Here is a 17,774-nt window from a genome sequence, read left to right on the forward strand (position 1 = left end):
TTTTGATGGTTTTTGCTCTTGTTTCATGTGAAACAGCTATGAAAACCGCCGGTTTTATGTTATAATTCTTTTTGTGTGAGTAAAGGCGTAGGAGGAGAAGCGTTGGGAAAGGTTATTGCGATCGCCAACCAGAAGGGCGGCGTTGGAAAGACGACCACCGCGGTCAATCTAGCGGCGGCGCTCGGCTTTGCCGGGAAGCGCGTTCTGATGGTAGATATGGATCCGCAGGGGAATTCTACCAGCGGATTTGGGATTAACAAGCGGACCTGCGAGGCCTCCACCTATGATTTGATCATCGGCACCCAGCCGGCGGCCAAGGCGCTGGTCCACACCAAGTTCAAGAATGTGGATATCCTGCCCGCGAGCATCGAGCTGGCGGGGGCGGAGATCGAGCTCATCGAGCTCGAGGACCGGACCATGCGCCTTAAGAAGCTGCTGACCCCTTTGAAGCTGAATTATGATTTTGTGCTGATCGACTGCCCCCCTTCCCTCGGGCTGATCACCCTCAACGCCCTGGCAGCCAGCGATTACCTGCTGGTACCGATCCAGTGCGAATATTATGCGCTTGAGGGGCTGTCCCAGCTTATCACCACGGTGCGTCAGGTCAAACGGCTGTATAACCCCACGATCGAGATTTTGGGGGTGCTGCTCACCATGTACGATTCCCGCCTCAATCTGACCTTGCAGGTGGTGGCGGAGGTCAAAAAATATTTTCCCAACAAGGTGTTTAAGACGGTGATCCCCCGAAATGTGCGCCTTTCCGAGGCGCCGAGCTTTGGCCAGCCGATCATCTATTTCGACCGGGTGTCCAAGGGGGCCCAGGCCTATAACGAGCTTGCGCAGGAGATCATCGGCATGTATCATATGTGATAGGAGGCGGACGTCATCGCGAAGGCAAGACTGGGGGGGCTGGGCAAGGGCCTGGACGCCCTCTTTGCGGATAACAGCACGGGCAGCAGCGCCGCGGCGCTGCCCATCAACGAGATTGAACCCAACCGCGACCAGCCCCGCAAGCAGTTCGATGAGGAGTCACTGGCCGAGCTGGCCGATTCCATCCGGGAACATGGGGTGCTCCAGCCGTTGCTGGTGCGCCCTCTCCCCAGCGGGCGCTATCAGCTGATCGCCGGGGAGCGCCGCTGGCGTGCCTCGCGGATGGCCGGGCTCTCCGAGGTGCCGGTGGTCGTCCGGGAAATGACCGACCTTGAAGCGATGGAGCTGGCGCTCATCGAAAATCTCCAGCGCGAGGACCTCAATCCGATCGAGGAGGCCTTGGGCTACCGGCAGCTGATGGAGAGCTACGGGATGACCCAGGAGAAGGTGGCCAGTTCGGTTGGCAAGTCCCGGCCGGCGGTGGCCAACGCCCTGCGGCTTTTAAACCTCCCTGACCCGGTGCTCGACCTGGTGCGGCGGGGACAGGTTTCGGCGGGCCATGCCCGCGCCCTGCTGGCGCTGGAAGACAGCGGATTGATCGAGGAAAACGTACAAAAGGTGCTGGCCGACCGGATCACCGTGCGGGAGCTCGAGCAGCTGGCAAAGAAGTGCAAAAGGCAGAAGACCTCCCCAAAAAAGAAGGAGCCTGCCTTTGGCGAGGAGAGCTTCTACCGGGAACTGGAGCTTGCGCTGCGCCAGGAGCTCGGGCGTAAGGTGACCATCCGCCATACGGCGGGCGAGCACGGTTCGATCGAGCTGGACTTCCTCAGCCAGCAGGATCTGTGCGACATCGCCGAGCGGCTGAGCGGACAGAAGATTTCCTACTGACTGTTTCACATGGAACAAACGGAGAAAAGGATAAGAACATGCCCCTGATCAATGACAACAAGCAATATGAAAAGAACATCCAGGTACAGAGCTATGAATGCGACATATTAAACCGGATCAAGCTCTCCTACCTTCTGCGGCATATGCAGGAAATCAGCGGAGAGCATCTCGACGAGCTGGGCCTCCCCTATGAGCGGCTGGCCGAGCTGGGACAGGTGTTTCTTCTGGCCAAACTTCGCCTGAAGATCGAACGTCTCCCCCGCTGCCGGGAGCGGCTGCGGTTGCTCACCACGCCCAAGCTGCCCATCAAGGCGCAGTTTATCCGTACCAACGAGATATTTTCGGAAGCTGGCGAACGCCTTGCGGTTGCGGATACCACCTGGCTGCTGGTCGACCCGCAGAGCAGGAGGATTCTGCGTCCGAAGGAATTCACCGGCGTGCTGCCGATGACCGAGGACCTCGAACCGACCACCCTGACGCGGTACCGCCCCCTCCCCCCCGAGGGGCTGGAGCCTGCCGGCGTGCGGGAGGTTCGCTATTCCGATCTGGACATCAACCGGCATATGAACAATGCCGGCTATGCGGATGTAATCTGCGATGCCCTTCCCTTTGGGGAGCTGGAGCGGGAAGCGAAGGAGCTTTACCTCCATTACCAAAACGAGGTGCGCGAGGGCGAGCGTATTTCCCTGCTGCGTGGCAAAACCTCAGAGGGAAGCTGGTATCTGCGGGGAGAGAAGGAAACGCTCTGCTGCTTTGAAGCGCTATTGACCCTGGAATAAAAAGCGACAGGAAAAGGGGTTCCCGGCCAATGAAAGGCCGGGAACCCCTTTTGTCTGCCTTCAATTTAAACCTGAGCGGCGTTTTCCTCGGAAGCCTCGGGCTCGTTTGCAGCCTCCTGCGGCGCGGCCCCTGCCTCTTCCGGATTCTCCTGCGGCACATAGGAGGGCACCACCGTGGGCGAGGGCAGAGTGCCCTTAAAGAAGCCGGGATAGGTCTCCTTCATCATCCGTTCGTAGAAGAGCGGGTTGCGGTGGTGGGAATAGACGTCCATATTATCCAGTAGCCGCGGCGGGTCGATCCGGGAGGAGAGAACCCCGCCGGTTTCATCGCTCTCGTGGTTGTGCACCACCACCCCGTTGAGATCCCGGGTCATCAGAAGCGGCGCATAGATTCCGCTGGCCCCCCGGAAGGCGGGCAATGTTTCACCGGTGGAATAGAAGGAGGAGCGCACCGTATAGAGATTATAATGCTGCGCATTCATCAGCGAAGCGTTGTAGCGCGGATTGTGGGAAAGCTGTTCGCTGCTCAGCGCCGGGGTGAGCACCAGCTGCGCACCGAGGGCCTTGGCTGCCTTGTAGCACTCGTAGAACGAGCCGTCGGTGTCGGCCAGGATGGCGAGCTTGCCGATTTTGGAATCGAAAATTTTCAGTTCGTTTCCCGGCTGGATGCCAAGGGCCCGTTCGGTCGGGCTGAGGGTAATCTTATCCTGAAAAAAGGCCTCGTCGCTGTCCGGGCTAAAGAGATAGGAGCGGCAGAAAATTCCCTGCGAGGTGGCGACGTAGGTGCTCCCCGCGGCGATATAGATGTTATATTTGTGGGCGAGCAGCAGGAAAATGTTGTAGTAGCAATCGAATAAAAAGTCGGAGAGCTTGTCCATGACCGACCCGAACCGCGCGCGCAGGTTGGCGGGCGGCGTCTGCCCCTTGCAGAGGTCCTCGATTAGGGAGGTTGCCAGCGACATCGAGGGCTTGTCCACGCTCAGCGGCACCAGGCCCAGCAGGTGGGGCAGCAGCAAAAGCTGGGAGCCGGACTGGATGGCCATGTCGATCAACCGGCAGCAGTCCTCGATGAAAGATTTGATGTCCTTATATGGCGTCAGCCGCAGATGGGCGGCGGAGAGCTTGATGTTGTTGGGATAGACGTAGTCCAGGATGGTGCTGCGGCGGATTCCGAGGGCTTCGATCAGCTTTTCGCATTTTTCCGGGTCGAGCTTGGCCGACAGCGTGTAGGATGCCGCAATGGTCTTGAGTGACAGCATGCGCGTATCTCCTTTTCAAGATGGGCTCAGCGGTCGAGCAGGGACGCGCTGGCGGCGCAGAAATCCGGGTTGATCATCGAGAGCAGGTTTTGCTGCTCCCTCAGCTTCTGCAGCTTATGGGGATAAACCGTCGCCAGGGCGGGGAACTCGGCCTGCGGCTTTAAGAGGAAGCCGCTCTCGTCCTCGGTGAGCGCGCAGGGCGCGCAGACACAGCAGCCCGCGTTGTGGGCGCCGAGGACATACATCTGGTTTTGCTGCGCCATGTCCCAGCAGCCGCTCATGATCCGGGTCACATTCACATCGTATAGGTCAAAATATTGGGATACGATCGCCGTCTCGGCCCCGAGCATGGCCGCCGAGCGCAGCACCTCGGGGTGGTAAATGTCCACGTCCGCGATGAGGCAGATGGCCCCCAGCTCGGTATCGAACACTTCGATCGCGCTGCCCGGCTCGAGGGAGGCGTGGTGGAGGAGGTTGAGGTGGCAGGCCTTCTGCAGCGCCACCGGCTTCCCCGCCGGAGAGAGCAGGGTCATGCAGAGCCGGCCCTTGAGCACAAACCGCCCCGGCACCAGATAAACCTGGTAAGCCTTCGCATAATCCATCGCCTGCTTGAGGTAGCGCGGCAGCTCCCGCTCGGGGACAGCGGCGTTCCCCTCACAGAAGATGACAAGGTTGGCCGGCTCCTTTGGCTTGACGAAGGGGTAAGAAAAACAGACATTTATCTTGGACACGGGGGAAATCTCCTCCTTTGGCGACAAAAATCGATACCTCTATTATACCCCGCCCCCGCCCCGTGCGCAAGGCTTTCCAAAACGAATGGCCGGCTATAAAAATGGATGATTGACTTCCATGGCATCAAAACAGACCAGCGAACGATGGAAAGCGATAGTCTCCCCTGCCGATCCTGCGCAAACATCGGCCTTTGCGGTGAAGGAGGCTGAGGGAGGAATTCGTTTTTATCAAAGTTATTACATTTTTTGGAAATCAAAGGCTGGTGGCTTCTTCTGCTGTGTCGCTTTATAGGGACTATTCTTTGAGAAGGACGGTCAGTCGCCCAGCAGCCGGGCAATGAGCGGATTGGAGAGCAGGAAGCCGCGCGGGGTCAGGCGCAGGCTTGAGCCGCTTTGCTGGACCAGTCCCAGCGGGATGAACCGTTGGGCCCGAAAGAGAAATTGCTCCTTGTCCACCCCGTAATAGGCCTGCGCCTCGTCGAGGTTGAGCCCCTCGCGCAGCCGCAGGCGCAGCATGGCAAACTCGGTGAAATCCCCGCCCGGCCCGTCGTCCTGCCTCAGCGACCAGGGGTCCTTTGCCGCCAGGAAGGCAGGCAGGTCGCGCTCGAAATGGAACCGCTTCCCGTCCAGGAAGGAGTGCGCCGCCGGGCCCAGCCCAAGGTAGGGCACCAGCTTCCAGTAGCCCAGATTGTGCTGGCTCTCGAAGCCGGGCCTAGAGAAGTTTGAAATTTCATATTGCAGCAGGCCGTGGTGCTCGAGAAAACAAACCATGCGGTAGTAATGCTCGGATTGCAGGTCCTCGTCCGGGCAGAGGCCGCGCACGTCCTGGCAGTCAAAGGGCGTCCCCTCCTCGATCTTGAGCAGGTAGGCAGAGATGTGCGGTACCTCCAGCTCGATGCAAAACTGCAGGGTTTGCAGGATGTCCTCCAGCGTCTGTCCGGGCAGTGAGAGCATGACGTCGAGCGAGATGTTTTCGATCCCCGCCCTCCGCGCCAACTCGACCGCCCTTGTGACGTCCCCGGGCGTGTGGGAACGCCCCAGGGTGTGCAGCAGCAGCGGCTGCGCCGCCTGCAGCCCCATCGAAACCCGGTTGACGCCGCTGCGGTGGATATTCTCAAAGAACGCTCCGTCCACCGTGTTGGGATTGGCCTCCAGGGTGATCTCCCTTCCGGTCAGGGTGTGGCGGGATACGGCGGCCTGGAGGATCCGGTCGATGTTGCGCGCGCCCAGCAGCGAGGGCGTGCCGCCGCCGAAATACACCGTGTCAAAGACACGGCTGCCAAAGGGGCAATCCAAAAGCATTTGGCAGACCTGGTCGGTATAGCGGTCGTAGTCCTCCTGCGTCCCGGGTACGGAATAAAAGTCACAGTATCCGCATTTCTTGCGGCAGAAGGGCACATGGATATAAAGGCCTTCCGGTTTCGGCATAACGGCACCTCCCAACACAATGTTTACTGTTTGTATTATAATTAAACATTTATACTATTTGAGCAAAATACTTTGCTCCCGGCCCTGTCCTGATTCAGCTTGCGGGCTGTAGATCCTACAGCCCGCAATTCTTTCCCTGTGTGTGATAATACCGTGCTTCTGCAGCGCGGCCGTCCCCTGCCATCAGTCCAGTTTGAGGACCGCCATGAAAGCCTCCTGCGGCACTTCGACCGAGCCGAACTGGCGCATCCGCTTTTTTCCTTCCTTCTGCTTTTCGAGCAGCTTCTTTTTGCGGGTGATGTCTCCCCCGTAACACTTGGCCAGCACGTCCTTGCGCAGGGCCTTGACCGTCTCGCGGGCGATCACCTTACCCCCCACCGCGGCCTGGATGGGAATCTCGAAGAGCTGGCGCGGGATGGTCTCCTTGAGTTTTTCGGCCATCCGGCGCGCGCGCGGATAGGCCCTGTCCGCATGGACGATCAGCGAAAAAGCGTCCACGACCTCGCTATTTAACAGGATGTCCAGCTTGCACAGCTTGGAATCCCGGTAGCCGCACAGCTCATAGTCGAAGGAGGCATAGCCCTTGGTGCGGCTCTTGAGCGCGTCGAAGAAATCATAGATGATCTCGTTGAGCGGCAGCTCGTAGTGCAGCTCGGCCCGGGTATCGTCGAGATACTTGGTATCCTTGTATTCCCCCCGCCGCTCCTGGCAGAGCTCCATGATGGTGCCGATATACTGGGTGGGCGTGAGGATGCTCGACTTGACGAACGGCTCCCGGGCGCTCTCAATGGTGGCGGGATCGGGGTAATTGGTCGGGTTGTCGATCTGCAGCTCCTCCCCGCCGGTGAGGGTGAGCTGATAGACCACGCTCGGTGCGGTGGTGATGATCTCCAGGGAAAACTCCCGCTCGATCCGTTCCTGGATGATCTCCATGTGCAGCAGGCCCAGAAAGCCGCAGCGGAAGCCGAAGCCCAGCGCGGCCGAGGTCTCGGGCTCAAAGGAGAGGGAAGCGTCGTTGAGCTGCAGCTTCTCGAGCGCGTCCCGTAAATCCGGGTAGCGGGCCCCGTCCACCGGGTAGATCCCCGAGTAGACCATGGGGTTTACCTTGCGGTAGCCCGGCAGCGGCTGGGCGGCCGGGTCCCGGGCGAGGGTGACCGTGTCGCCCACCCGGGTGTCGGCCACCGTCTTGATGCTCGCGGTCAGATACCCGACCTCCCCCGCGCAGAGCTCGTCCTGCGGCTGAAGCGAGGTCGCGCCCATGAAGCCGACCTCCACCACGTCGAATTCGGCGCCGGTCGCCATCATTTTGATCCGCTCCCCCGCGCGCAGCGCCCCGTCCATCACCCGGATATAGACGATGACCCCCTTATAGGAGTCGTAATAGCTGTCGAAGATCAGGGCGCACAGCGGCTTGTCGCGTTCCCCTTTCGGCGGGGGCACCAGCGCCACCACCTGTTCGAGCACCGCGCGGATGTTCACCCCGGTCTTGGCCGAAATCTGCGGCGCGTCCATCGCCGGGATGCCGATGATGTCCTCGATCTCGTGGCAGACGCGTTCGGGGTCGGCGCTGGGCAGGTCGATCTTGTTGACCACCGGGACGATCTCCAAATCGTGGTCCACCGCCAGATAGGTGTTGGCCAGCGTCTGCGCCTCGATGCCCTGTGAGGCGTCCACCACCAGCACCGCCCCCTCGCAGGCGGCAAGGGACCGGGAAACCTCGTAGTTGAAGTCCACGTGTCCGGGGGTGTCGATCAGGTTGAAGAGGTAGTCCTCCCCGTTGTCGGCATGGTAGCGCAGGCTGACCGCCCGCGCCTTGATGGTGATGCCGCGCTCGCGCTCGAGGTCCATATTGTCCAGCAGCTGGTCCTGGGCCTCCCGGGCGCTGACCGCCTGGGTGAGCTCGAGGATGCGGTCGGCCAGGGTGGACTTGCCGTGGTCGATGTGTGCGATGATGCAGAAGTTGCGAATATGAGCGTGGTCCTGCATAGGTCGGGGTACCTCCGGTCTATTAAAATGAAGTCAAAATTAATTCTACTGTAGAAATTATACCACAAAAAAAACATTGCAGGCAACAGGCCCGCAATGTTTTCAAAAATAGTCGCGCAAAACGATCCGTACCTGGCGGCGCTCACGATTTCCACCATAAGTGCGGCAGATATTCCCTTACCGCCTCCCCCAGGCTGCGGTATCCGGCGGCAAGCATCCGCAAATCCGTCGGCAGGAAGACGGACAGCTTCTGCAAAGTAGGTTCCATATCCTGCACCAGCCCCTGATCGAAGTATATTTCCTTGCCAACAATACTGATTGTATAGACACTCTGCGCTTCTTCCAACGAAACGATGGGCGCATAGTCCGGCGTCCCGGTCTGGTAGGCATGGTAATTGACGAACGCCAGGCCCAGCATCAGGATGGTAAAAATTACAGAAAGTAGAAATCCAATAAAAAACGACCGTACGTTAAACTTCATATTGTGGTTTTACGTCCTTTCGGCTATTCCTCCAGGTCCTTGATCGCCTGTGCGATCGACTGTCCGGCCAGACGGGCGGTGTAGAGGCACTCCTCCAGGGTGTTTCCGTGCGAGCCGAATTCCAGCAGCAGCGAGCCCCGGGTCAGGTCCTGGTTATATTTGCGGTAGCAGAAGAAGATCGGCCGCATGAGATGCTCAAAGGCGCCCTCCGCCTGGCGCTGGATGGCGGCGGCAAAGCGCAGATTGTCCCGCCAGTTGGGCATATTCATGGTGCCGTCGTCGCTGCCCGCGATGATCATCAGCTGGGCGGCCTTTTTTCCGTCGATGGTGGTGATGGGCCGCACCAGGGTGCCGTTTCGGTCGATGGCGTCCCGGTGGACGTCCAGCACGATCTTGATCGAGGGATATTCCTCGAGGTACCCTTTGACCGTCTCGGCGCTGCGCTCATAGGAGCCGTTGTAGGAGGGGTAGTCGTGCTGGGTGCTGTCGTGCAGGACGTTGACCCCGTTTTCACGCAGGGTTTTTGCCAGCTCCTCCCCCACCGCCACCATGTTCATATTATTGTCGGTGCTGCGCCAGGTATTCCGCGTGTCGTAGAAGATATTGTCATACCGCTCAAAGGCTTCGGTGGCGTGGGTGTGCATGATCAGCACCTGAGGCTCGCCGTTGCCGCCCAGCCCCAAGGCCGGGGCGTCCTCGAGGATTTCTTCGATGTCGTCAAAATCCAGCTTGGTGTAGTTGCGCAGGTATCCCGGTTCGAGATGATAATAGCTCGACGAGTCGTAGCCGGACAAATCCTCCTCGATCATGTCGCCCCGGTACTGGGCCGGGATCTCGGGCGGGGCTTCCTTGCTTTGGGTCTCCTCGTCCCCTTCGTCTGCCTCCCACTCCTCGCCGGGCCCCGAGCTCGAGGCCTCCCCGCCCTGTTCCGGGACGGAGGAGGACTCCTCCTGCGGCTTGGGCTGCGGGGAGGGGACCGGGTTTGGGTTGGGCTCGGGCGCGTCAATCTCCTCGTCGCCGTAAAAAATTTCCGAGTTGAAGCGCTGCTCGAGCAGCTCCAGGCTCTGGGCCGGCATATCCGAAAACGCGGAAAAAAGCGCCAGGCGCTCCCCTACCGACTGTATAAACGGCATGGAATGATACAGTCCGGATTTGATCAGGGGAAAGCTGAGCGCAGCCACCGCGATGGTGAAAAAGAGCAGAATGAACTTTTTGGGGTTACGATATCTTCTCAATTTCAAACATACCTTTATCTTTTTAGTTGAGCACCAATCCATGTATATTCACGCCCGGGCGGGAGTATACATGAAGGTTTTCATAAAAGAGATATGTTTGAAACGGTCAGCTGACCAGGTATCCGATGTCCTCCACCGAGATGTGGGGCTGCAGCGCATGGTTGATGGCCAGGGACAGCACCTTGGCCGCCCGCTCGATGAGCAGGTCGACCTCGCGGGGGGTGACCATCATCATGCGCGCCTTGTCCTGCTGCGCCAGGGAGGGCTCCTGCCCCGCCAGCTCATAGACCATGGTGGCGGCGTCCACCACGGTGGGCACGCCGATCGAGACGACCTCTACCCCGAGGGTCGCCTTGGAGAGCTCGAAGCGGCGGTTCATCACCCCCGAGCCGGGGGAAATTCCCGAGTTGGAAACCTGGATGGTGCACCCCAGGCGCTCCAGGCTGCGCGCAGCCAGGGCGTCCACTGCGATCACCGCGCAGGGGCGCAGGTCCTTAACGATCGAGCGGATGATCTCCCCCGACTCGATCCCGGTCTGGCCCAGCACGCCGGGGGCCAGTGCCGCGACCGGACGCAGGTTTCCAAGCCCCGCGGACTTGGCGAGCTCTCCCGAAATGTGGCGGGTGGCAAGGCAGAGGTCGCAGGTGCGCGGGCCGAGCGCGTCCGGGGTGATGTGGATGTTCCCCAGCCCCACCACCAGCACCGTTCCCTGCTCCGGGACCAGCTTCTGGATTTCCCGGGCAAGGGCCTCGATCTCCTTTTCAGTGGACTGGTTGGAGGAGTAGAAGGGCGGAAGCTCGACGGTGAGGTACCGCCCCACCGGCTTGCCGAGGGCCTCTGACCCCTGCTCGCTGGTAATATCGACGATGTTGACGGTTATACTATCGTATTGGAGCGCGTCAACCTTCACCCCCTGCGGCAGGTTGTCACGGCCGAGGGACTCGGTTTCCTCCAGTGCGAGGTCGCTGCGAAAATTCATGGCTGTGCTTCCTTTCGGAGAATTTGTTGTACAGATGAAAAAACACTTGCAATTTCCCATAAAAAATGCTATTATAACTTGTACTGTCATGTAGGCAAGGAGGTGGCACAATGGCAAACGTGAAATCTGCGAAGAAGAGAGTCAAGGTTATCGCTACGAAAACGATGGCGAACAAGGCGGTAAAGAGCGACCTCAAGACCGCGATCAAGAAGGCGAACGCTGCGGTTGAAAACAATGCTGCCGACAAGCAGGAGGTCGTGCGCGTCGCGATCAAAACGATCGATCAGGCCTGCGCGAAAGGCGTTCTTCATGCAAACACCGCGTCCAGAAGAAAGTCCAGCCTCGCCCGCAAGCTGAATGCCGTCGGCTAAAGCGGCAGAATACTTTCGTCAAAACAGCAGCCCCATCCATGAGAGTGGAAGTGGGACTGCTTTTTGTTTGCGCTTGTACGGGTTGCCGTGCAAGCGCATTTACATCTTGTCGCCGGGTTTAAAGATCAGCGCCACGATCAGCCCGAAGATGATGGCGGCGCCGATCCCGGCGCCCGCCGCGCAGATCCCGCCCGAGATGGCGCCGATCAGCCCGTCGGTGCGCACCGCGGCCATGGTCCCTTTGGCGATCAGCGCGCCGAAGCCGGTCAGCGGCACGGTAGCCCCCGCCCCCGCGAAGTCGATCAGCGGCTGGTAGAGCCCCAGCCCGCCAAGCACAACCCCCGCGACCACGAAGATCACCAGGATCCGCGCCGGGGTCAGCTTGGTGTAGTCGATCAGCACCTGCCCCACGGCGCAGATGGCGCCGCCCACCAAGAAGGTCTTGAGATATTCCAGAAAGATTTCCACGGTTATTTTCCTCCTTTGTGCGGTGTGGATGAGAGGTGGATCAGATGGGCGATCCCGGGGATGGACTCCCCCTGCTGCACGCTGGTGGTGCTCATCAGCGCTCCGGTGGCGACGAAGAGTACGTCCCGCAGCCGTCCGGCCTGGATCGCCTGGCAGATATACGAGCAGAGCACCGAGGCGCTGCATCCGCAGCCCGAGCCGCCGGCGGCCACGTCCTGGGTCTCGCGGTCGTAGATCATCAGCCCACAGTCGTTATGCTTCTTGCCCAGGGTATATCCCTCGCGCTCCAACAGCTCGTCCAAGAGCTGGGAGCCGACCTGCCCGAGATCCCCGGTGAGCACAAGGTCGTAGTTGTCCGGCCCGGTGACGGTGTCCTCGAAGAAGCGGGAGAGGGTGGCGGCGGCAGCGGGCGCCATCGCGGCGCCCATATTGTTGATGTCCTTGATCCCCATGTCCTCGATGGTGCCCACGCAGACATGCTTGACATAGGGCGGCGAGACTTGTTTGCCCACCACCGCCGCACCCGAGCCGGTCACCGTCCATTGGGAGGTGGGCGCGCGCGAGCCGCCGTATTCCAGCGGGAAGCGGAACTGCCGCTCGGCCGAGCAGAAGTGGGAAGAGGTCACCGCGACGGCGTTGTTACAAAGCGACGCCTCGACAAAGAGGGACGCCAGCGACAGGCTCTCGGCCATGGTGGAACAGGCCCCATACAGTCCGAAGAAGGGGACGCCGAGGTCGCGCAGCCCGTAGGAGGAGCTGATACACTGGTTGAGCAGATCCCCGGCAAAGATGTAGTCGATGTTGGAGGAAGAGAGGTTGGCCTTTTGCAGCGCCTTGGAGACGGCGTCCTTCTGCATACGGCTTTCAGCCTTCTCCCAGGTCTGCTCGCCGAACGAGGTGTCATCGCAGATCATATCGAAGTAGGGCGCCAGAGGCCCCTCCCCTTCTTTTTTTGAAACCACCGATGCAAAGGAGACCAGGCTCGGGCTGGTGTCCAGGCGGGTGGTGTATTTCCCGATTTTAGTAGGCATAGTTTTCCCCTCCCGCTCAGTAAAGCCTAAAGAAAAAGATGATTAATCCATATACGAACCCGGCCGCGGTGCCATAGACGATCACCGGTCCCGCGATGGTGAACAGCTTGACGCCCAACCCCAGCACGAGGCCCTCGCTCTTGAATTCGAGCGCCGGGGAGACCATGGCGTTGGCAAAGCCGGTGATCGGCACCAGGGTGCCGGCCCCGCCGTAGCGGGCAATCTTATCATAGACCTGCAGCCCGGTGAGCAGGGCGGAGAGCAGGATGAGCGTAACCGAGGTGGAGGAGGAAGCGATGTCCCGTTCGAGGCCCATGGTGATGTAAAGGGTCTGGATCGCCTGCCCCAGCATACAGATGGCGCCGCCGATCACGAAGGCGCTGGGAATGGTAATATAACTTTTTGTGGACGGGGCGGCCTTGTCGGCCATGCCCTGATAGTCCTTGGGAGTCAGTTTCATGAAAATGCCCCACTTCCTGTTTTAGAATTTGGTCTAGAATAGTTTTTCCGAGGCTCCTGCAAATTATCAGGAAACAGGCCGCTGCAAAACTTGCCAGCGCGGCGGACGGACATTTTGTTTCGTTGACATGAAATTTTAAATATTGTATAATATTTGAGCGCCTTAAAGGCGAAAAGATGATATTGCCGGGTGTAGCGCAGTTGGTAGCGCGCGTGCTTTGGGAGCACGATGCCGCAGGTTCAAATCCTGTCACTCGGACCACTACGAATGACCCTCGAGCGGTCATAACGACAAAAAAGCAGGTTGGTATTTTGCCATCCTGCTTTTTGTTTGCCTCCGTTGCATTTTTATGGTATCATTTTATTAAAAGACAAAAGGAGAGATATTGTGATTACAAAACAAAACACCAAGATATTTATTGATACCAATATCTTTCTTGGGCTTTATAATTCAAACGACTCCGGGAATGTAAAAGCCTTTATGAGAACCCTTTTTAAGAATAAGCAGATTTTAATCACGACCGAGCAATCCGTAAACGAGTATTTGAGGAATAGGACAAGAATAATCAGCGATTTCAAAAACACCTTTTTCGATCCTACCGCTACTACCCATACATCATCTTTTGTTAGCTCCTTTTCGGAATACAAGGATTATTTGCGGTGTGTAAAAGAATTAAAAAGCTGTCGCAAAAAAGTTATAGGCAAAATCGACACCGTTCTATCTGATACAAAGCAAGACTACATCTATGAGAGCTTTGTAAAACTGTGGAAAAGCAGTAATACTATACCCACAGCAGATGAGTACATCGACCTTGCAACAAAAAGAAAAACTCTGGGGAATCCTCCCGGAGGGGATAAATACTCCAGTGGAGACGAAGTTATTTGGGAGACCTTGATCAACACATTAAAATGCAATTTAATTATTGTTAGCAAAGATCGAACATACACTCAGAATAAAGAATTTTTGCAATATGATTATCGTACAAAAACAGGAAGTGAACTCGTAATATGTGATACTGTGTACTTGGCCTTTTCTATGATTGATATTGAAATGGACCAGCGTGCAATGGAGGCCGAGGACAACATTCGGTGGGTAGATATTATTATTCAGGCGCTTGAACAACTTGGAGGAAGGGCAACTTTAGCGGAAATTTATGAGGAATGTAAAGATTTAATTGCCCTATTCCACCCGGATAAGTTTAGTAACGCCACAATTGATAGCACTATTCGCAGGACAATCTACCAACACTCAAGTGATGTAACAGCATACCTTGGAAAAGATGATGTTTTTCATAGGGTTAGCTCCGGCGTATGGGAACTTCGTATAAATAGCTAAATATTTTACTTAGCTCCAATATTCGTCTGCTTGCTGCCGGATGTTTTATTTCATGCGGTTTTACGAGTTTGTCGTTATGAATGCTCGCACCATTCCCTTTTCGGAAGAACTTGAGTTTTCTTGTTCTTTTGAAAAGGGAATTTTGCTTTTGTTATACACAACTTTTTTATTTCAACAGATGGGAATTTATGCAATTGGTCACGTGGGCTTATGCCTGGGACCGTCCCTTTAGTTGTCAAGCCAAGTGTATGGCATTCCCTTTTGCTCAAATTAAACAGTCGCAGCGATGATGACTTTAAAGCGTTTTAATCGTTCCTTAATTTGCGTTTCAGTGAAAATAACCGTAATAGTGGTTCGAGGCGTCCTAAAATTTTAGTTGAAGTTCTCGAGCGTAGTTATGAGCCCGATTTGGCAGATATGGGGATACCCAAATTGTTGTTAAGCCATTTTACTAATTTTTATTTTGAAAATGGAAACCATGCTAAACTAGAAGAACGGTTTTTAAGAGAAATGCTTTGTAAGCATGGTAAAATATAACAAGCTCCTCTATGAAGACCGTTTCCATTCTTCTGAATAAGGACATGAACAAAGCACCTGTTATCCAAACAAGTGCCTGTCGTATAATATTTGTTTGTTGATAGTCAGTAAACACTGATTTTATGCGAGGGGTTGGAGTTTGTCCTTATGAACACTCGGACCACCAGGCAAGGACCTGGAGCCAATTCGCGCTCCGGGCCTTTTTCTATTTACTGCAAATAAAAACGACTTGTAAAACAAGTTCTTTTTATTTTTAATCGCCATACATAAGGAAAAATTGTCTGCTCGTTGCCTGAGCGGAGCGATCCAGCGCCTGGATCGGCTCGAGCAGACGCTGTACCATATGGCGATGTTCGCCCTTGACCGGCCGCCGGTCACCCGCTTCAATCGGGAGTACCTGCTCCCCGCGCTCACCGGGGCCGGACAGCGGTTTGCCGAACATTTGGTGAAACAATAAAATAACGATCAAGGGGGCTGACGGTTTCCGTCAGCCCCCTAATGATACGCGCTAGAAAAGCCCCCTGCAGTCGGGGGCCCGGCCCGCGGCCGGCAATACGAGGACCAGATTGAAGCCTACCCGAATGTCAGCCAAAATCCCGCCAGGTAATTTTGCAGAAATTGGGGCTTGTAGTATAAGCAAGCCCTGCTATACTGGAGACACGGTACCGTAAAAATCAAATCGAAACGAGGAAATTTTTATGGATTCTCTGACAGTCAACCCGATCGGCGCGGTGCACGTTTCGGAAAACGGGTTCCAAATCGAGCTTCTTCCCGCCTACCGCAAGGGGCTCGCGGGCCTTGCGGGCTTTGGCCATCTGACAGCCCTCTGGTGGTTCAGTGGCTGCGACGACCCGGCCTCCCGCGCGAGCCTGAGCGAGGAGCACCCTTATGCGAAGGGGCCGCAGAACCTTGGCGTCTTTGCCACCCGTTCGCCCCGGCGGCCCAATCCGCTTGCACTCTCCTGTGCCGGGATCATCGGGCTCGACGAGGGAAATGGGGTGATCCGTCTCGATTACCTCGATGCCGACGACGGTAGTCCGGTGCTGGACATAAAGCCCTATACCCCCAGCCTGGACCGGGTGGAGCACCCCGCCGTGCCCGTCTGGTGCAGCCATTGGCCGGAGAGCGTGGAGGCGAGCGGGGACTTCGATTGGGAGCGCGAAATTTCTTTCTAAAAATTTACACGAAATCTGTCACACGCCTCCTCCGGCGCGGTCTAATAAATCGGAAGTATAGACACTGCTTTCAGGAAAGGAATAAAAAATGAAAAACATGGATTTGGAAAAGGATTTGATCGCGCGGGCCGTCGCTGGAGAACAGGAGGCGCTGGCGGAGGTTCTTGACGGGGTGCAGGACATGGTGTTCGGCCTCTCGCTGCGCATGCTAGGGCTGGTCCCGGACGCCGAGGATGCCACCCAGGAAATCCTGATCAAGGTGATGACCCGCCTCTCCACCTTCCGGCAGGAGAGCAGCTTATCCACCTGGGTGTTCCGGATCGCGGTCAATCACCTGCGCGACGTGCGCAAAAGCCGGTTTGATGAGCGGCCGCTGAGCTTCGAGCACTACGGCGCGGACATCGCCGGGGGCCGGGAGCAGGATGTGGGGGACCTCAGCGGCGGCGTGGACCGCCAGTTACTGGAGCAGGAACTGAAATACTCCTGCACCAACGTCATGCTTCAGTGCCTGGACCCGCAGAGCCGGTGCATCTTCGTGCTGGGCACGATGTTCCGCCTGGACAGCCGGATCGCCGCCGAAATATTGGAGACGACCCCCGAGGCCTACCGCCAGCGCCTTTCGCGCATCCGCCGCAAGGTGGCGAACTTCCTGGGCGAATATTGCGGCCTGAGCGGCACCGGGCGCTGCTCATGTAAGCGGCGGGTGGACTACGCCATCGCCCAGCACCGGATCGACCCGGGCCGGCTGGACTTCCAGTCGCTGCAGCGGCTCGATAACTTTACCGAGGCGATGGAGCAGCTCGACGACGCCTCGCAGGTCTTCGCCGCCCTGCCGCACTACCGCGCGCCGCAGCAGACGCGGGACTGGGTGCGCTCCCTGATCGCCTCTCGGGAGTTCGGCACGGTGCTTCAGGACCGGGAGGAGGCGGTGTGCGGATGAAACAGATTCTCGACTACCTCGCGGCGCTCGAGCAGAACAACGACCGCGAATGGTTTCACGCGCACAAGGAGGAGTACCGCGCGGCCGCCCGGCAGTTCGAGGAGCTGGTGGGGGCGTTCCTGCTGCGGTTGCGCGAGCTGGACGGGTCCATCCCACCCGCAAAACCGGGGGAGCTCTGCTTTAAGCTCATGCGGGACACCCGCTTCAGCCAGGACAAGTCCCCCTACAACCCCGCCTTCCGCGCACACATCGGTCCCAAGGGCAAGCTGCCCATCCCGGTGGGGTATTTCCTCTTCCTGCGCCCGGGAGACCGCTCCTTTCTGGGCGGCGGGCTCTTCGCCGACTGCTTCAAGGACGCCACCGACATGGTCCGCCAGCGGATCGCGGCCCAAGGCGGCGAATGGCAGCGGCTGCTAAGCGATCCCGCGTTCGCCAGCCGCTTTACCCCGCAAGGCTCCCGCCTCAAGAGGGTGCCGCAGGGATATGAGAGCGATCATCCGCAGGCGGAGTATTTAAAGTACAAGAGCTGGTATCTCGAGGTGCCGGTGACCGACCGGCAGCTGCTCGGGGAGGGCTTTCTCGACGAGGCTATCGAAACCTTCGCGGCCATGAGGCCCTTCAACGGTTTTCTCAACGAGGCGCTTACGGGCTTCGTCATGCCGCAGCGCCCGGGGAAATAGCGGTCCCCGGCGAAACGGCAGGAAGGCGGGCGGCAGATTTTATCTGCCGCCCGCCTCTCTTGTTTTCTAAAATTTATTCTTGACATATACCGGAAATGGGGTATAATAATAATCGACATATGTCAGGAATAAGGAGGAGTC

The 17,774-nt window shown here is 57.7% G+C and carries 20 protein-coding genes and 1 tRNA gene; 11 read left to right on the forward strand and 10 right to left on the reverse strand.

Features of this window, described 5'->3' with window-relative positions; genetic code table 11:
- The first annotated feature begins 102 nt into the window (after positions 1-102).
- The 3 genes from B5477_RS14290 to B5477_RS14300 are packed head-to-tail and all read left to right on the forward strand — an operon-like array spanning position 103 to position 2,537.
- Positions 103-870, forward strand: coding sequence for a ParA family protein (locus B5477_RS14290; protein WP_079700307.1), 768 nt, complete (start codon positions 103-105; stop codon positions 868-870).
- 51 nt (positions 871-921) lie between these two features.
- Positions 922-1,758 (forward strand): ParB/RepB/Spo0J family partition protein, encoded by an 837-nt coding sequence (locus tag B5477_RS14295; protein ID WP_423241254.1) that lies wholly within the window; start codon positions 922-924, stop codon positions 1,756-1,758.
- A 38-nt stretch (positions 1,759-1,796) separates the two neighbouring features.
- Positions 1,797-2,537 carry an acyl-[acyl-carrier-protein] thioesterase gene (locus tag B5477_RS14300; protein WP_079700309.1) on the forward strand — a complete coding sequence of 247 codons (741 nt, stop codon included), beginning with the start codon at positions 1,797-1,799 and terminating at the stop codon, positions 2,535-2,537.
- 65 nt (positions 2,538-2,602) lie between these two features.
- On the opposite strand, the gene B5477_RS14305 is transcribed toward B5477_RS14300, so the two are convergent.
- Positions 2,603-3,796, reverse strand: a complete 1,194-nt coding sequence (locus B5477_RS14305; protein WP_079700310.1) for a nitrilase-related carbon-nitrogen hydrolase — start codon at positions 3,794-3,796, stop codon at positions 2,603-2,605.
- 26 nt (positions 3,797-3,822) lie between these two features.
- Positions 3,823-4,527 carry a carbon-nitrogen hydrolase family protein gene (locus tag B5477_RS14310; RefSeq protein ID WP_132083515.1) on the reverse strand — a complete coding sequence of 235 codons (705 nt, stop codon included), beginning with the start codon at positions 4,525-4,527 and terminating at the stop codon, positions 3,823-3,825.
- Positions 4,528-4,645: 118 nt separating this feature from the next.
- Here B5477_RS14310 and B5477_RS15125 point away from each other — a divergent pair, with 118 nt between their 5' ends.
- Positions 4,646-4,819, forward strand: a complete 174-nt coding sequence (locus tag B5477_RS15125; protein WP_159449074.1) for a hypothetical protein — start codon at positions 4,646-4,648, stop codon at positions 4,817-4,819.
- Positions 4,820-4,842: 23 nt separating this feature from the next.
- Here B5477_RS15125 and hemW read toward each other — a convergent pair whose 3' ends face one another.
- From hemW to gpr, 5 genes are all read right to left on the reverse strand, one after another.
- A complete protein-coding gene (gene hemW / locus B5477_RS14315) occupies positions 4,843-5,955 on the reverse strand; it encodes a radical SAM family heme chaperone HemW (protein WP_079700312.1) in 1,113 nt (370 codons plus the stop codon).
- Between the two features lie 183 nt (positions 5,956-6,138).
- Positions 6,139-7,941: a translation elongation factor 4 gene (lepA, locus tag B5477_RS14320; RefSeq protein ID WP_079700313.1), complete on the reverse strand. Its 1,803-nt coding sequence runs from the start codon at positions 7,939-7,941 to the stop codon at positions 6,139-6,141.
- A gap of 142 nt (positions 7,942-8,083) precedes the next feature.
- Complete coding sequence (locus tag B5477_RS14325; protein ID WP_079700314.1) at positions 8,084-8,422, reverse strand: hypothetical protein; 339 nt, start codon at positions 8,420-8,422, stop codon at positions 8,084-8,086.
- A 23-nt stretch (positions 8,423-8,445) separates the two neighbouring features.
- Positions 8,446-9,657, reverse strand: coding sequence for a stage II sporulation protein P (gene spoIIP / locus B5477_RS14330; protein ID WP_159449075.1), 1,212 nt, complete (start codon positions 9,655-9,657; stop codon positions 8,446-8,448).
- A gap of 106 nt (positions 9,658-9,763) precedes the next feature.
- Entirely contained in the window at positions 9,764-10,636 is an 873-nt protein-coding gene (gpr, locus tag B5477_RS14335; RefSeq protein WP_079700316.1) for a GPR endopeptidase, read from the reverse strand.
- Between the two features lie 110 nt (positions 10,637-10,746).
- On the opposite strand from gpr, the gene rpsT reads away from it, so the two are divergent.
- Positions 10,747-11,007 (forward strand): 30S ribosomal protein S20, encoded by a 261-nt coding sequence (rpsT, locus tag B5477_RS14340; protein WP_079700317.1) that lies wholly within the window; start codon positions 10,747-10,749, stop codon positions 11,005-11,007.
- A 99-nt stretch (positions 11,008-11,106) separates the two neighbouring features.
- Here the strand turns inward: rpsT and spoVAE are convergent, their stop codons facing one another.
- The 3 genes from spoVAE to spoVAC are packed head-to-tail and all read right to left on the reverse strand — an operon-like array spanning position 11,107 to position 12,966.
- Positions 11,107-11,463, reverse strand: a complete 357-nt coding sequence (spoVAE, locus tag B5477_RS14345) for a stage V sporulation protein AE (protein WP_079700512.1) — start codon at positions 11,461-11,463, stop codon at positions 11,107-11,109.
- Positions 11,464-11,477: 14 nt separating this feature from the next.
- On the reverse strand, positions 11,478-12,506 hold the full coding sequence (gene spoVAD, locus B5477_RS14350) for a stage V sporulation protein AD (protein ID WP_079700318.1): 1,029 nt from the start codon (positions 12,504-12,506) through the stop codon (positions 11,478-11,480).
- Positions 12,507-12,522: 16 nt separating this feature from the next.
- Positions 12,523-12,966: a stage V sporulation protein AC gene (spoVAC, locus tag B5477_RS14355; protein WP_079700319.1), complete on the reverse strand. Its 444-nt coding sequence runs from the start codon at positions 12,964-12,966 to the stop codon at positions 12,523-12,525.
- A gap of 185 nt (positions 12,967-13,151) precedes the next feature.
- Here spoVAC and B5477_RS14360 point away from each other — a divergent pair.
- The 6 genes from B5477_RS14360 (at position 13,152) to B5477_RS14385 (ending at position 17,633) form a co-directional block, all read left to right on the forward strand.
- A tRNA-Pro gene (locus B5477_RS14360) sits at positions 13,152-13,227 on the forward strand.
- A 126-nt stretch (positions 13,228-13,353) separates the two neighbouring features.
- On the forward strand, positions 13,354-14,301 hold the full coding sequence (locus tag B5477_RS14365) for a PIN domain-containing protein (protein WP_079700320.1): 948 nt from the start codon (positions 13,354-13,356) through the stop codon (positions 14,299-14,301).
- Between the two features lie 814 nt (positions 14,302-15,115).
- Positions 15,116-15,295 (forward strand): hypothetical protein, encoded by a 180-nt coding sequence (locus B5477_RS14970; RefSeq protein ID WP_143533605.1) that lies wholly within the window; start codon positions 15,116-15,118, stop codon positions 15,293-15,295.
- A gap of 241 nt (positions 15,296-15,536) precedes the next feature.
- The gene (locus B5477_RS14375; RefSeq protein ID WP_079700322.1) at positions 15,537-16,013 is read left to right on the forward strand and encodes a TrmO family methyltransferase domain-containing protein; all 477 of its coding nucleotides are present in this window, start codon (positions 15,537-15,539) and stop codon (positions 16,011-16,013) included.
- A gap of 88 nt (positions 16,014-16,101) precedes the next feature.
- Entirely contained in the window at positions 16,102-16,953 is an 852-nt protein-coding gene (locus B5477_RS14380; protein ID WP_079700323.1) for an RNA polymerase sigma factor, read from the forward strand.
- On the forward strand, positions 16,950-17,633 hold the full coding sequence (locus B5477_RS14385; protein ID WP_079700324.1) for a TIGR02453 family protein: 684 nt from the start codon (positions 16,950-16,952) through the stop codon (positions 17,631-17,633). Before B5477_RS14380 ends, B5477_RS14385 begins: the two co-directional genes overlap by 4 nt.
- Positions 17,634-17,774: the final 141 nt, after the last annotated feature.

Origin of the sequence: Provencibacterium massiliense (assembly GCF_900169495.1) — a bacterium.
Classification (GTDB): domain Bacteria; phylum Bacillota; class Clostridia; order Oscillospirales; family Ruminococcaceae; genus Harryflintia; species Harryflintia acetispora.

Bases quoted from the DNA above. Each gene is read 5' to 3' on its own strand.
- B5477_RS14300 (WP_079700309.1), top strand. From the start codon at position 1,797: ATGCCCCTGATCAATGACAACAAGCAATATGAAAAGAACATCCAGGTA.
- B5477_RS14305 (WP_079700310.1), bottom strand. From the start codon at position 3,796: ATGCTGTCACTCAAGACCATTGCGGCATCCTACACGCTGTCGGCCAAG.
- B5477_RS15125 (WP_159449074.1), top strand. From the start codon at position 4,646: ATGGCATCAAAACAGACCAGCGAACGATGGAAAGCGATAGTCTCCCCT.
- hemW (WP_079700312.1), bottom strand. From the start codon at position 5,955: ATGCCGAAACCGGAAGGCCTTTATATCCATGTGCCCTTCTGCCGCAAG.
- lepA (WP_079700313.1), bottom strand. From the start codon at position 7,941: ATGCAGGACCACGCTCATATTCGCAACTTCTGCATCATCGCACACATC.
- B5477_RS14325 (WP_079700314.1), bottom strand. From the start codon at position 8,422: ATGAAGTTTAACGTACGGTCGTTTTTTATTGGATTTCTACTTTCTGTA.
- gpr (WP_079700316.1), bottom strand. From the start codon at position 10,636: ATGAATTTTCGCAGCGACCTCGCACTGGAGGAAACCGAGTCCCTCGGC.
- rpsT (WP_079700317.1), top strand. From the start codon at position 10,747: ATGGCAAACGTGAAATCTGCGAAGAAGAGAGTCAAGGTTATCGCTACG.
- spoVAD (WP_079700318.1), bottom strand. From the start codon at position 12,506: ATGCCTACTAAAATCGGGAAATACACCACCCGCCTGGACACCAGCCCG.
- spoVAC (WP_079700319.1), bottom strand. From the start codon at position 12,966: ATGAAACTGACTCCCAAGGACTATCAGGGCATGGCCGACAAGGCCGCC.
- B5477_RS14375 (WP_079700322.1), top strand. From the start codon at position 15,537: ATGGATTCTCTGACAGTCAACCCGATCGGCGCGGTGCACGTTTCGGAA.
- B5477_RS14380 (WP_079700323.1), top strand. From the start codon at position 16,102: ATGAAAAACATGGATTTGGAAAAGGATTTGATCGCGCGGGCCGTCGCT.
- B5477_RS14385 (WP_079700324.1), top strand. From the start codon at position 16,950: ATGAAACAGATTCTCGACTACCTCGCGGCGCTCGAGCAGAACAACGAC.